At 60.8% G+C, this 14,064-nt stretch carries 14 protein-coding genes; all 14 read left to right on the top strand.

The window, feature by feature from the left end:
* Positions 1-145: 145 nt before the first annotated feature.
* Complete coding sequence (locus tag J2045_RS04210; RefSeq protein WP_307369734.1) at positions 146-1,249, top strand: glycoside hydrolase family 25 protein; 1,104 nt, start codon at positions 146-148, stop codon at positions 1,247-1,249.
* Positions 1,250-1,914: 665 nt separating this feature from the next.
* Positions 1,915-3,564 (top strand): globin-coupled sensor protein, encoded by a 1,650-nt coding sequence (locus tag J2045_RS04205; protein WP_307369731.1) that lies wholly within the window; start codon positions 1,915-1,917, stop codon positions 3,562-3,564.
* Between the two features lie 135 nt (positions 3,565-3,699).
* The gene (locus J2045_RS04200; protein WP_166600639.1) at positions 3,700-3,999 is read left to right on the top strand and encodes an STAS domain-containing protein; all 300 of its coding nucleotides are present in this window, start codon (positions 3,700-3,702) and stop codon (positions 3,997-3,999) included.
* Positions 3,996-4,361: a chemotaxis response regulator CheY1 gene (gene cheY1 / locus J2045_RS04195; RefSeq protein WP_027486933.1), complete on the top strand. Its 366-nt coding sequence runs from the start codon at positions 3,996-3,998 to the stop codon at positions 4,359-4,361. Before J2045_RS04200 ends, cheY1 begins: the two co-directional genes overlap by 4 nt.
* A gap of 16 nt (positions 4,362-4,377) precedes the next feature.
* Positions 4,378-6,660, top strand: coding sequence for a chemotaxis protein CheA (locus tag J2045_RS04190; RefSeq protein WP_307369728.1), 2,283 nt, complete (start codon positions 4,378-4,380; stop codon positions 6,658-6,660).
* Between the two features lie 4 nt (positions 6,661-6,664).
* On the top strand, positions 6,665-7,135 hold the full coding sequence (locus tag J2045_RS04185) for a chemotaxis protein CheW (RefSeq protein WP_307369726.1): 471 nt from the start codon (positions 6,665-6,667) through the stop codon (positions 7,133-7,135).
* Complete coding sequence (gene cheR / locus J2045_RS04180; protein ID WP_307369723.1) at positions 7,132-8,034, top strand: protein-glutamate O-methyltransferase CheR; 903 nt, start codon at positions 7,132-7,134, stop codon at positions 8,032-8,034. The genes J2045_RS04185 and cheR overlap by 4 nt, the downstream gene beginning before the upstream one ends.
* On the top strand, positions 8,034-9,080 hold the full coding sequence (gene cheB / locus J2045_RS04175) for a protein-glutamate O-methylesterase CheB (RefSeq protein ID WP_307369721.1): 1,047 nt from the start codon (positions 8,034-8,036) through the stop codon (positions 9,078-9,080). The genes cheR and cheB overlap by 1 nt, the downstream gene beginning before the upstream one ends.
* On the top strand, positions 9,080-9,469 hold the full coding sequence (locus J2045_RS04170) for a response regulator (protein WP_006726293.1): 390 nt from the start codon (positions 9,080-9,082) through the stop codon (positions 9,467-9,469). The genes cheB and J2045_RS04170 overlap by 1 nt, the downstream gene beginning before the upstream one ends.
* Positions 9,466-10,020 carry a chemoreceptor glutamine deamidase CheD gene (gene cheD, locus J2045_RS04165; protein WP_166600644.1) on the top strand — a complete coding sequence of 185 codons (555 nt, stop codon included), beginning with the start codon at positions 9,466-9,468 and terminating at the stop codon, positions 10,018-10,020. Before J2045_RS04170 ends, cheD begins: the two co-directional genes overlap by 4 nt.
* Positions 10,021-10,034: 14 nt before the next feature.
* A complete protein-coding gene (gene cheT, locus J2045_RS04160; protein ID WP_166600645.1) occupies positions 10,035-10,424 on the top strand; it encodes a chemotaxis protein CheT in 390 nt (129 codons plus the stop codon).
* A 160-nt stretch (positions 10,425-10,584) separates the two neighbouring features.
* On the top strand, positions 10,585-12,279 hold the full coding sequence (gene fliF / locus J2045_RS04155) for a flagellar basal-body MS-ring/collar protein FliF (RefSeq protein WP_307369712.1): 1,695 nt from the start codon (positions 10,585-10,587) through the stop codon (positions 12,277-12,279).
* A gap of 273 nt (positions 12,280-12,552) precedes the next feature.
* Positions 12,553-13,302, top strand: coding sequence for a transcriptional regulator VisN (gene visN, locus J2045_RS04150; protein ID WP_307369710.1), 750 nt, complete (start codon positions 12,553-12,555; stop codon positions 13,300-13,302).
* A gap of 10 nt (positions 13,303-13,312) precedes the next feature.
* Positions 13,313-14,062 carry a transcriptional regulator VisR gene (gene visR / locus J2045_RS04145; protein WP_307369708.1) on the top strand — a complete coding sequence of 250 codons (750 nt, stop codon included), beginning with the start codon at positions 13,313-13,315 and terminating at the stop codon, positions 14,060-14,062.
* The last annotated feature ends 2 nt before the right edge of the window (positions 14,063-14,064 follow it).

Raw genomic sequence — 14,064 nt, 5'->3', positions numbered from 1 at the left:
CCAACAAGGGGCGCCCTTGCGTTAACCCCGTCCGTAAAGATTCAATTCAGCATTTGTCGGTAAAGCTTTTGTTAGTCATCAGTCTGAAGTTTCCGGGCGTACCTGACGCTATCGTCGCGCTCGCCAATATGCAGGTCCGTGTGTCATGCGTTCCAAGACCCTGTCATCGCTCCTCGTGAGCTGTCTGGTGCTAACCAGTTGCAGTGCCAGAACCAGCCCGGTGGAAGCTTTGCGCTTGGGTGCCCCGCAGCCGCAGGCCGCAAGCGCGGCCACCGCGCAGGCTCAAGCGCCGGTGCCAGCTGTCGCGATGGATGAGCAGACGGGCGCGATCCGGCCTTCAGCAGAAATCGGTGCCGCAAACCCCCAGGCTCTCGCCTGGGCCGGCAACACACCCAATCAGACGCATTTCGACACGGCGACCGTCACAGCCGGCATGCCTGTGCCCGACCAGCGCCCGGTTGCCATGCTCGCCCCGCCGGCCTCGCCGCTGGTGGCTCCGCAAGAGCCGGCCGCGCGCTCCGCCACCCGCCACCGCGTTTTCAATCAGCGTTTCAGTGATGCCAAGCCGATTAATTTCGGCAAGGTCAAGCCAAAGCATCATCCCGTGCATGGTGTCGATGTGTCCCGCTGGCAGGCCGACATCGATTGGGCGAAGCTACGCAGCCAGGGTGCCAATTTTGCCTATATCAAGGCGACCGATGGCGGCGATCATCTCGATCCCATGTTCCACACCAACTGGAAGCGCGCCAAGGATGCCGGTGTGAAGCGTGGCGCCTATCACTTCTTCTATTGGTGCCGCGTGGCGTCGGAGCAGGCGGACTGGTTCATCCGCAACGTGCCACGCGATCCGGATGCCCTGCCGCCGGTAATCGATGTCGAATACAACGGCGAGTCGAGCTGCCGCTTCAGGCTGTCGCCCGAAAAGGCACGCGAGAAGATGCAGGTCTTCATGGACCGGTTGGAGCAGCATTACGGCAAGCGGCCCGTGATCTATACCGCGCCCGACTTCTACAAGGATAACCTGCAGGGTCAGTTCCTCGACTACCCCTTCTGGCTGCGTTCGGTCGCGGCCCACCCGTCAAAGATCTATCCAGGACGCAAGTGGGTCTTCTGGCAATATTCCGGTTCGGGCCTCTCCCAGGGCGTCGACGGCAAGATCGATCTGAACGTCTTCTACGGTTCCGTCTCCGACTGGCAGAACTGGGTCGCCGGCAAGAAGAGCTGGGAGCGTGTGGCCGGCCTGCGTTGACGTCTAAGGACGCACACAAACCCACGCCGGGCTCCGCGCCGGCAAGATCGAGAGTTTCGTCGGGTTAGGGTTTCGGTATCCCATCTCGAAGAACATCGGGACACAAGCGTGTGGAAAATTCCGGCAAGGGTAGCCTCGTCTTCGTCGCGATCGAGGCGGCCGTACTCGCTGGATGCACCGCTCCCGGCTGAGGCGATGGAAAGACCGACACCGGCCACGATCGTCATCCCCTCCGGCTCCTGGACGCCTTGCCCACCGGCGGAGCCGGTGCCTCTGTCAGCACGAGACCTTCAGGCCCTGTTCAACCTGCTGTTGGCACCGAAAAATCAAATTATACAATTATTTTCTCATATTAGGGTTTGCGGCTTGAAGTGGAGATTTCATTAACCTTCAAGCAAGGAATTAACCATAAAGATTGATGGACACGTCGGAGTGGGACTCAAAGAGTGGGTTTCCTTCGGGCATGACGCCATCCCGTCGTACCGGTTCTGGTCCGGTCTGTATTTCTCATGGAGCAGTTCGGGGGACCGGCAGACCATGATGCGGACGGCACGGGATCAGAATCCCGGACACCTGTTAGACCGCATTTTGACTGCAGGATCGTCGGACGGACAGAAAGTCCGCCTCACGGGCGGCATTGTGCGGGACGAATGACGGGTCAGGGGATGTCCACGGAGCGGGCGACGGGATCACAGGCAGGCAGCCTGCGTGATCGGTTGCGCTTTGCCGGCCTCGACGAAGCCCAGTGCGAACTCCTGCGCCAGAACAGACATCTCTTGTCGTCGCCTCTGAAGACGGCACTGCGCGACCTTTTCCAGCGCCTGCAGAGTTCGCCGGATGCTGCACGTGCCTTTACCAGCGAGCGCCAATACGATCGGCTTCACGATCTGCTTTCCTCCCATTGGGACGTCCTGACTGACGCCCGTTTCGACGCACTTTATGCCGAGCGGGTGAAAGTGCTGTCGGACAGCGAAAGCCGCATGGGGCTTGATCCCCGTTGGCACGTAGCAGGCCATGCCGTGGTCCTGGAACACCTCCTCACGGCCACTCTGACGGAAACATCCGCCTCCGGTCTCCTCCCATCAAGCCGTCGCCGCCAGCGCGAAACGAGCGATCTCGTTGCCGCATTGGTTCGGCTGGTGATGGTCGATGTCGAGATCGCCGTCTCGTTGCGCTTCAACGAGCTACGCCTCAAACATCACCGTGACCTCGCCACCCAGCGTGAACAGGATCGTGCCGAATTCGAGGGCATCTTCCGCCCTGTGGTCGACGGTCTGGCTTCGGGAGACCTCACTATTCGTGCGGCGACCGACGTGCCGGAAGCCTATGCCGAGCTGGCGGGTCGCATGAACGAGGCGCTCGAACAGCTTCAGACGGCCTTCCTGTCCTCCGAGGAGAAGCTTGCCTTTGCCCGTGACGCGACCGGTCGCATGGCCGAGACGGCGCGCGACTATGCAGGACGGGCGCAGAACCAGGCCGGTTCGCTCCATGAGACAAGCCTTGCGCTGCATGACCTGACGGGCAGTGTTCGTGAAAGTGCGGGCCAGACCAAGCGCGCTGAAGCGACGGTGGCCGCCACGCGCAACTCGGTTGAGGCAAGCGGCCAGGTCGTCGGGCAGGCAATCTCCGCCATGGCCGATATCGAGACATCCGCCGAGCAGATCGGGCACATCATCGGCGCGATCGACGAAATCGCCTTCCAAACCAATCTCCTGGCGCTCAACGCCGGCATTGAAGCTGCCCGCGCGGGCGACAGCGGTCGGGGCTTTGCGGTGGTTGCCCAGGAAGTCCGCGCTCTTGCGCAGCGGTCTGCAGATGCCGCCCGGGAGATCAAGACGCTGGTGGCGACCACCAAGAGCCAGGTCGAAGCCGGGGTCGAGATGGTCGCGAAGACACAGGGAGCCATCGCAGACATCGTTGTGCAAGTGGGTGATATCAGCGGCACGGTCTCCGATATTGCGGCACGCACCGACCGCCAGGCGAGCGAGCTCGCGGGCATAGCCGGCACGGTCGCCGGTCTCGGTTCGGATGTCGGCAACACCGCAGACATTGCACGCCATGCCAGCGAAGGCTCGGACGACCTGCACAAGGTTATCCTGGAGCTGGGGGCGACGATCCGCGAGTTTCACATCGAGCGCCAGACACGCGCTCCCAAGGCGCCGACGGGACGCGTCCAGCTGTCTGTTCATCAGGACACGGGGCGTCAGACAGCGGCGGACTCACTTCGTGCGATGGCAGACGCCATGGGGCACCCACAGCCTGCCGAAGCAGATGACTATGGTTTCTCGGTCCACATCGCAGGGCTCGGAGGTTGAGGGGATTGTTTACCACCATGCGCTACACAAGAAGGCTACGGGCGGGAAATGCGGCAGTCCGACCGGGAGAATGGTTCTCCTGGAACCCCGGTTCGGGTCGGGTTGCGGCAGCCTCGGGACACAAGGAAAGAAATGATGGCAAGTAAGAAAGGCGAACAGAAGGCCCTGAAGCTGGCCGCGATATTGGACCTGAACGAGGCCTCCAATCTCAAGGCCAACATTCTCTCGATGCGGGGTGCTCCACTAACGATCGACGCGTCTGGCGTCGAGCGTGTCGGCGCGCAGTGCGTTCAGGTCCTCATGGCGGCAGCCAAGGCCTGGGAAGCTGACAAGCATCCCTTCTCATACGGAAAAGCCTCTGAGGCTTTCCTGAAGACCCTTCAACTGATTGGCGTGAACATCGATCATCTGCTCGCTAAGGAGATCCGGCAATGAAGAAAAAAGTGCTCACCGTGGATGACTCCAGAACCATTCGTAACATGCTTCTGGTCACCCTCAACAATGCAGGCTTCGAGACCATCCAGGCCGAAGACGGCGTCGAGGGCCTGGAAGTGCTCGAGGAATGCAATCCCGACGTCATCGTGACCGACATCAACATGCCGCGTCTCGATGGGTTTGGTTTCATCGAGGGCGTTCGCAAGAACGAAAAGTATCGTGCGGTTCCGATCCTGGTCCTGACCACGGAAAGCGATGCCGAGAAGAAGAACCGCGCTCGCCAGGCCGGCGCGACGGGCTGGATCGTCAAGCCCTTCGATCCGACCAAGCTGATCGATGCCATCGAGCGTGTAACCGCCTAAGCCGGGATTTTCTCCTATGGATATGAACGAAATCAAAGAGATCTTCTTCCAGGAATGCGAGGAGCAGCTCGCGGAACTGGAATCCGGTCTTCTGAAAATGAATGATGGGGATCGCGATCCGGAGACGGTCAATGCCGTTTTCCGTGCGGTTCACTCCATCAAGGGCGGTGCTGGCGCCTTCGGTCTCGACGACCTGGTCGCCTTCGCACACGTCTTCGAGACGACTCTTGATTGCGTTCGTTCCAACAAGCTGGAGCCCGGCCCGGAAGTCATGAAGGTCATGCTCAAGTCGGCCGACGTTCTGGCCGACCTGGTCAGTGCCTCCCGGGATGGCGGCAGTGTCGACGAAAGCCGCTCAAGCGGGTTGGTAAAGGAACTGGAGGCGCTGGCAAACGGCGAGGTGCCGGCTCCGTCTGCAGCGCCGGTACCTGCCGCAAAGCCGGCCGCGAAGGCGGCCGCTCCGGCGCCTGCTCCGGTTGCGGCGCCTGCGCCGTCGGACGACAGCGGCTTCCAGCCGATTCCCTTCACCTTCGACGGTTTCGGAGGCGAAGAGGAGGACACGATCGTTCCATCCACCTTCGACGTGACCTTTAAGCCGCGTCGCGACCTTTACGCCAAGGGCAATGAAGCAGCACTGCTTCTGCGCGATCTCTCTCGCCTGGGCGAGATGAGCATCAACTGCAATATGGACGATCTGCCGTCACTCGACGATCTGGATCCCGAAGGTGCCTATTTCAACTGGACGATCCAGATCGCCGCTGAAAAGGGTGAGGAAGCAATTCGCCAGGTCTTCGAATTCGCCGAATGGGACTGTGATCTCGAGGTGAAGCTTCGCGAGGCCGAAACCAAGGCCGACGGCGAAGAACTGCCGATGGTCCCGGTTCCCTTCGATCTCTCGGCTCTCGACGATGGCCCGGAAGTGGGCGACGAAGGCTCCGACGATACGGTTACGGCGGCCGTTGAAGCTGCCGAGACCGCTAGCAATGTCATGAAGATGGCAGCCGGTGCCGCCAAGGCGGAAAAGAAGGAATCGCCTGCAGCGGCCGCTGCAGCAGCAGCTGCTGCCGCCGCCGCACAGGCCAACAATGCAGCCGGCCAGACCATCCGCGTCGACCTCGACCGCGTCGACCGCCTGATCAACCTTGTCGGCGAGCTTGTCATCAACCAGGCGATGCTCTCCCAGAGCGTCATCGAAAACGATGCGACCGGTACGTCAGCCGTCAACATGGGCCTCGATGAGCTGCAGCAGCTCACCCGCGAGATCCAGGACTCGGTCATGGCGATCCGCGCACAGCCTGTGAAGCCGGTCTTCCAGCGCATGTCGCGTATCGTTCGCGAAGTGGCCGACATGGTCGGCAAGTCGATCCGCCTCGTCACCGAAGGTGAAAACACCGAAGTCGACAAGACGGTTATCGACAAGCTGGCAGAGCCGCTGACCCACATGATCCGAAATGCCGTCGACCACGGTATTGAGACGCCGGAAAAGCGCGCAGCCGCCGGCAAGAACCCCGAAGGCACGGTCAAGTTGACCGCAAAGCATCGCTCTGGCCGTATCGTCATCGAACTCGTCGACGACGGTGCCGGCATCAACCGCGAGCGTGTCCGCCAGAAGGCCATCGATAACGACCTGATCGCGGCCGACAGCAATCTGACCGACGAGGAAATCGACAACCTGATCTTCGCGCCGGGCTTCTCCACCGCTGACAAGATCTCCGACATCTCCGGTCGTGGCGTCGGCATGGACGTGGTCAAGCGCTCGATCCAGGCACTCGGTGGTCGCATCTCGATCACCTCGCGCCCGGGCCAGGGTTCCACCTTCACCATGAGCCTTCCGCTGACGCTCGCCGTCCTCGACGGCATGGTGGTCACGGTCGCCGGCCAGACCCTCGTCGTTCCGCTCACCGCGATCGTCGAGACACTGCAGCCGGAAGCGCAGAACATTCACTCTTTCGGTGCCAACCAGCGCCTGATCTCGATCCGCAACTCCTTCTGCCCACTGGTGGATGTCGGCCGGATCCTGAACTTCCGCGGCACTCAGGCAAACCCGATGGAAGGCGTAGCCCTCCTGGTGGAATCCGAAGGTGGTGGCCAGCGCGCTCTCATGGTCGATGCGATCCAGGGCCAGCGCCAGGTCGTCATCAAGTCGCTTGAAGCAAACTACACCCATGTCCCGGGTATCGCTGCCGCAACCATCCTCGGTGATGGCCGCGTGGCGCTGATCCTTGATGTGGATGCCGTCGTCGCCGCTTCGCGCGGTCAGTCCCTCAAACAGGAAATGTCACTAGCCGTCGCAGGGTAAAAGTATGTCGTATGCGGTCAAAAACGTAGGTCAGGGAGATCGGGAGCTCATTGCCTTCCGTATAGGCGATCAGGAGTTCTGCGTGAACATCATGTCGGTACGGGAGATCCGGGGTTGGACCCCCGCGACCCCGATGCCGAATTCCCCGCGCTATGTCCTGGGCGTCATCAACCTGCGTGGTGCCGTCCTGCCGATCATCGACCTTTCTATGCGCCTGGGCATGAAGCCCGCCGAACCGACCGCCCGCCACGTCATCATTGTGGCCCAGGTCAAGTCCCGGGTCGTGGGGCTGCTGGTGGAGGCCGTTTCGGACATCCTGACGGTGACCGATGACAACATACAGCCGACGCCGGAGGTTTCCTCCGACCTCGAGAGACAATATGCCCGAGGCATTCTCGCGATCGACAAGCGGATGATCTGCATGATCGATCTGGGTGCCCTCTTCAACGAAGCCGCCGAAAGCGAGGCTGCATGACCATTGCAATGAGTACATCCCGTCAATCGGACGATGAAGTCCTGGCCAGCGGCGAATACCCGCTGACCCGACGGGATCTGAACGAGATTGCTGCCATGATCTATTCGGATGCGGGGATCGCGCTGAACGACAGCAAGGCCTCGCTGGTCTACTCGCGTCTGTCCAAGCATATCCGCAACCTTGGCCTCTCGGGCTTCCGCGCCTATTGTCAGCTCGTCGCTTCTCCGGAAGGGGCCGGCGAGCGGCGCGAAATGCTGTCGCACCTGACGACGAATTTCACCCGGTTCTTCCGCGAAAACCATCACTTCGAGCATCTGCGCGACGAGGTGCTGCCTGGCCTTATACAGCGTGCGAAATCCGGTGGCCGCGTGCGGATCTGGTCGGCGGCCAGTTCCGACGGCCAGGAACCGTATTCGATTGCGCTCACGGTCTTTCAAGCCTTCCCCAACGTGCTCGACTATGATTTCAAGATCCTGGCGACCGACATCGACCCCAAGATCCTGGCGATCGCCCGTCAGGGTGCCTATGACGAGCAGGCGCTGGAAACCGTCTCGCCCGCCATTCGCAAGCAGTGGTTCAAGGAAGTCGAGATCGCGGGGCGTCGCAAGTTCCAGGTAGATGATCGCCTGAAGCGTCTGATCACCTACAATGAACTGAACCTGATGGCGCAATGGCCGTTCAAGGGCAAGTTCGACGTCATCTTCTGCCGCAACGTGGTGATCTACTTCGACGAGCCGACCCAGATGCGCATCTGGACCCGTTTCGCCGACTTGCTGCCAGTTGGCGGCCACCTCTACATCGGCCACTCTGAGCGCGTATCGGGCGACTCGAAGAACGATTTCGACAACATTGGCATCACCACCTATCGGTATCAGGGCAAGAACGGAGGGCGCAAATAATGCCGGCACCCGCACGCGTTCTCGTCGTCGACGACAGCCCGACCATGCGCGGCCTGATCACGGCCATCCTGAGCCAGGACCCTGATGTCAGTGTCGTCGGCCAGGCCGGCGATGCCATGGAGGCCCGCGCCGCAATCAAGCAGCTCAATCCCGACGTCGTTACCCTCGACATCGAGATGCCTAACATGAACGGCCTGGAGTTCCTGGAAAAGATCATGAAACTCCGGCCGATGCCGGTGATCATGGTATCGACGATGACGCATCGCGGCGCCGAAGCCACCCTCGCAGCGCTCGAAATCGGAGCCTTCGACTGCGTTGCCAAGCCCCAGCCGGGTGAGCCGCGCCCCTTCGGCGAACTGGCTGACAAGGTGAAGGCGGCCGCACGTTCGCAGCACCGCTATCATGCCGCGCCGCAGGCTCAGCCCGTGGCAGCGGCGCCGACTGCGGACTTCCGGGTCGGGCGCAAGATCGTGGCCATCGGTTCATCGACCGGTGGTGTCGAGGCATTGATCGCAGTTTTGCAGAAATTCCCGCGCAATTGCCCGCCAACGGTGATCACGCAGCACATGCCGCCGACCTTCACCAAGAGTTTTGCCGAACGTCTCAATCGGCTTTGCGCCCCCGTGGTGGAGGAGGCCACGGATGGTGCACGGCTCGAGATCGGCAAGATCTATCTGGCCCCGGGCGGTGAGCGGCATCTGCAGGTGTCGAATGCTTCGGCTCCGTGCTGCCGTCTCGTCGAGCGCGCGCCGGTCAACGGTCACCGCCCGTCGGTCGACGTGCTGTTCGATTCGGTCGCCGAACTCGCCGGCCGCAATGCTGTTGGCGTCATTCTGACAGGCATGGGGCGCGACGGCGCCTCTGGTCTGCTGAAGATGCGTCACGCCGGTGCTCGTACCATCGGCCAGAACGAAAAGACCTGTGTGGTCTATGGGATGCCACGAGTCGCCCATGAGTTGGGCGCTGTCGAGCATCAATTGCCCCTTGCCTCCATTGGGGAGGAAATCCTCAAACTCACTGCTGCCCGAAAAGAAGGTATAGAATAATGTCACTAGCCGAAAAAATCAAAGTTCTGATCGTCGACGATCAGGTCACAAGTCGCCTGCTGCTCAGCGACGCGCTGACTCAGCTCGGCTTCAAGCAGATCACTGCCGCCGGTGACGGCGAGCAGGGCATGAAGATCATGGAGCAGCAGCCCCATCATCTCGTCATCTCGGACTTCAACATGCCGAAGATGGACGGACTGGGTCTTCTGCAGGCCGTGCGAACCAATCCCAACACCAAGAAGGCTGCCTTCATCATCCTGACGGCACAGGGCGACCGTGCTCTGGTCCAGAAGGCCGCACAGCTGGGTGCCAACAATGTCCTGGCCAAGCCTTTCACCATCGAAAAGATGAAGGCGGCCATCGAGGCCGTATTCGGAGCGTTAAAATGATCGAAGACAGTGCAGCAAAGCGCGTCCATATCATTCAAGGGGAATGGAAGGTCAGCAAGGACCCGAACGTGGTTCTGTCGACTATCCTGGGTTCGTGTGTTGCTGCCTGTATTCGGGATCCGATTGCAGGAGTAGGAGGCATGAATCACTTCCTCCTGCCGGGATCGGCAGTGCCGGGGGCCGGTGGCGGCGACGCCACGCGCTACGGGGTTCATCTCATGGAACTCCTGATCAACGGTCTTCTGAAGCAGGGCGCACGCAGGGATCGCCTTGAGGCGAAGATCTTCGGCGGCGCCAAGACGATCGCGACATTCTCCAATGTCGGTGAACAGAACGCCGCCTTCGCCATGCAGTTCCTGCGCGACGAAGGCATCAAAGTGGTCGGGTCCTCCACGGGCGGGGATCACGGCCGCAAACTGGAGTTCTGGCCGGTCAGTGGCCGGGCAAGGCAGTATCCGCTCACGGGTGCAGAGACACAGAAGACGGTGGCGCTTGAGCAGCGTCCGGTTCCTGTTTCCAAGCCGGTGGAAACGTCAATCGAGTTTTTCTAGTACTGGATTATCGGATGCAAAACGAACACATGGCGGCAAACCAGGATACCCGGGAAGAACTTCCCGAGATCCTCATGCGTATCGTCAGCGAGCTGCACGACGTGGCTTATCTGATCGAGCGTGTGGAACCGCACCTCCTCGAACTCGGTGGCCCGAAGGTCCTCGAGCATCCGGACAGCCTCAAGGTGCTGCAGGGCATCGATCTTGCCGTGCAGAAGGCGCGTGGATTGGCGGAATTCGTCGACACCATCACCGCGACCATCCCGAATGATTGGATGATCGACATGACGACGGCGCTCAGCCTCGTCAAGCTTGCCGACATGCAGAAGGCGCTGGGGGCAGGTCTTCGCCATGGGCATTCCCAACCGCTGGTCAAGGCGGCTGGCGACTTCGACTTCTTTTAAAGACATCGGCGGAAGAGGGGCCGCAGGTAAGCCGGTTACGTGATTTGCCGAAATGAATTCGGCTTTCCCGCCCTGCGAAACGTTCGCACAAGTTTCGATTTCTATTGTCGCGCCAAGGGCAAAAGCGCCCAGACCCTTCGTTTAGATGGTGCGAGACAGAATGAGTCTGTTAAATCAATTACTTCAGATACCTAAAAATTTCGCGGCGATGGGGCAGGCGAAGCTGTTCGCCATGGCCGGTGTCGCCATTGTCTCCTTCGCAATCATCATTGCAGGCGCCCTTTACGTCAACAAACCCTCCTACGAGTCCCTGTATGTCGGCCTCGAACCCGTCGATTTGAACCAGATCAGTATCGCGCTCGCCGAATCGGGCATCGATTTCGAGACGGGCAGCGACGGACAGAGCATCAGTGTGCGCGCCGGTATGACCGGCAAGGCGCGTCTCCTGCTCGCCGAAAGAGGTCTCCCCAACAGCGCCAACGCCGGCTACGAACTCTTTGACAATGTCGGCTCGCTCGGTCTCACCTCGTTCATGCAGGAGGTTACGCGCGTCCGCGCTCTGGAGGGTGAAGTCGCACGCACCATCCAGCAGATCGCAGGCATCGCGGCCGCGCGCGTCCACATCGTCATGCCCGACATCGGCAATTTCCGCCGCGGCGAACAGAAGCCGACCGCATCCGTCATGATCCGCGCCGGTTCCGATGCAGGCCGAAAGGCCGCCGCGTCGATCCGCCAGTTGGTTGCATCCTCCGTTCCAGGTCTTGATGTCGAGGACGTCACGATTCTCGATTCCACTGGCCAGCTGCTGGCTGCCGGTGACGAATCGGGCGGTGAAGCGACGCGCTCGCTCGGCGTCGTCCAGTCGGTTCAACGTGAGATCGAAACGAACATCGACAAGGCGCTGGCGCCCTTCCTGGGCATGGACAATTTCCGTTCCAGCGTCACGGCCCAGATCAACACCGACAGCCAGCAGATCCAGGAAACCATCTACGACCCTGAATCGCGTGTCGAGCGCTCGGTCCGTGTAACGAAAGAGCAGCAGAAGTCGCTCCAGAGCCAGTCCGACACCGCTGCCACCGTCGAGCAGAACATTCCGCAGGCTGCGCCTGAGGCCGGCGGTGGTGGGCCTCAGTCCTCCGATGAGCAGGACAAGAAGGAAGAACAGACCAACTACGAGATCAACAGCAAGACGGTCGCGACGGTGAAGAACAGCTTCACGGTCGAGAAGATCTCGGTCGCCGTCGTCGTCAACCGCGGGCGGATCGCCCAGATGGTCGGCGAACCCGTCGACCAGGCCAAGATCGACGCCTATCTCGCCGAAATGCAGAAGATCGTCACCTCTGCTTCCGGTCTCGATCCGAACCGCGGTGATGTCGTGACCCTGACGGCCATGGATTTCCTCGAAAACCAGTTGCTGGCGGAATCCGCCACTGGTCCCGGCTTCATGGAAATCCTCAGCCGCAACATCGGTGGCATCATCAACTCGCTTGCCTTCGTTGCCGTGGCGTTCCTGATCGTCTGGATGGGCATTCGTCCGATGATCCGCACTGCGGGCGGCGGCGGTGCAGAGACTGCGCTTGCTGGCGGGATCGGCGAGCAGGCGGCTGGTCTGGAACTGCCGGACTTCTCGCCGGCCATTGGTGGTGCCTCCGCCGGTGGTCTCATGGATGGCTTCGGTTCCGACTTCGGTTTCGACTCCACCGACGACCTGCTCACCATGGACGACGATCCGAATGGCGGCTTCAACCGCAGGGTCAAGGAAGGCCCCGAACGTCGCCTCTCGCGCATGGTGGAAATCTCGGAAGAGCGTGCCGCCAAGATCCTGCGCAAATGGGCTGTGGACAACGCGGCCTGATCACAAAGAAAAGAACCAGTACCGACCGCGCCCTCCGGGCGCGGTTTTGCATTGTGATCCCAGATGCATGCGGGATTGCATCATGGAACGGAGCCGTGCATTCTTCTGGATATGCGGGAATACCGCAAACGTTTGTGATCTCTGCCACTTTATATTTTGCGGCGAACATGATTCGGTAAGATGGGATTGCAGAACGATGTGAGTCGGCTGCGGTCTTTCGGGGCGAGGGCCGCGATGGAAATGCTAGGCTCTCACGTCAAAGGGGCACGTTGAATGGATGCCGAGCTGACAACAGAAGGGCAAGAGGGGCGGGTGCAAGCAGCCGCCTCGTCCGAGCTTCTGCAGAAAGGCTCTTCGTCGAAGGACGTTTTGATCCGAAAGCTGGCGACGCCGGCATTGTCGGGTGACACCGGCCACTGCCTGCGTGTTCTTTGTGACTACGTTGGTGCTTCACATCACTTGCTGGCGCGCTATGACCTGGTGCAGGAGGAAGGGCTCGACTTTGTCGTGGCCTCCGATTGGCCCTTTGATACGGTGAGGCGTCTCGAGAGCGAATTGGCGCTGACCTATTCCCAGTCGACCGAACTCGAAAAGTGCCTTTCTGTTCTCCAGCCCAAATACGGCATCCTGCCCGATGAGGCCTATGTGCCCGCCGGGATCAGCCGTCAGTACTGCATCGTGACCCTGAATGTCGGGCGCACGCGGCTGGCCCTGATGCTGCTGTTCCCACAGGACTACGTTCTGTCGCCCGAGCGGTTGCGTGAAGTCGGTCTTCTGGCGGGTTATGCCGTCAGCCTGTCGACGAGCAAGGGGCAAAAGAGCGACCGCGATTTCGATCTGACCGACCGTGAACTCGAATGCCTGTTCTGGATTGCCGAGGGCAAGACCAGCGACGAGATCGCTACGATCCTCGGCATCTCGCGCAACACGATCAACAATTACATAACGAGCGTCATGCGCAAGACCGCGACGAAGACCCGCTCGGAAGCGATCGCGTATGCGGTCCGCAACAATCTCGTCTGAGGGAGCAGGAATGGCCAGCAGCAGCAGACCAGGCGGAGCTATCCTCGAAGATGCGACTTGGTCAGGCCAGAGACCTGTAACCTCCCGATCGGACATTTTTCCAAAGCTTGTCTCCCTCCAGCGATCACTCAATGCGCGCGGCTTTGCAGCCTTTCGTGTCGCCGGCGCCAGCCTGCCACACAAGCGGCGGCTCGATCCGGAGTTCGAGAACTGGAGCAGCGGCCTGAGCAGCGGCCGGGACGCCTTCCTGGGAGCCTACGGCGACACCCTTCTTGCGCATATCGAGACCTCCACGCTTCCCGTACTGTGGAGTGCAGAGGAGAAGACGAGTTTCCTTGATGCCTCGGACTTCATGCCTTTTGCCATGCAGATTGAAGCGCGCCTCCTGCCATATTCCGGCATCGCTTTCCCGGTTCGTCTGGGCGCTGTCGGGAATGGCTACGTGGTCTTCCCGACGATTGGCGGGGCGGACCTGCCCGGCGAGTTGATCCTCACCGTTCATAGCCGCTGCTACAAGGTCATGACCGACATCCTGTCCCTGGATGAACGGCGGGCGGCGCCGTCCGAGACGCTGAGCGAGCGGGAAATCGCCTGTCTGCAGCTGGCGGGCGACGGCCGGATCAGCGAAGAAATTGCCGATCGTCTCGGCCTGTCCGTCCATACGGTCAATGCCTATCTCGGATCTGCGACGATCAAGCTCGATTCGGTCAACCGTATCCAGGCGATCGCCAAGGCCATTCGCCTCGGCTACATCACCTGAGA

Source organism: Peteryoungia aggregata LMG 23059 (genome assembly GCF_030814435.1).
GTDB classification, from domain to species: domain Bacteria; phylum Pseudomonadota; class Alphaproteobacteria; order Rhizobiales; family Rhizobiaceae; genus Allorhizobium; species Allorhizobium aggregatum.
This window is presented reverse-complemented; position numbering and strand designations above follow the sequence as displayed.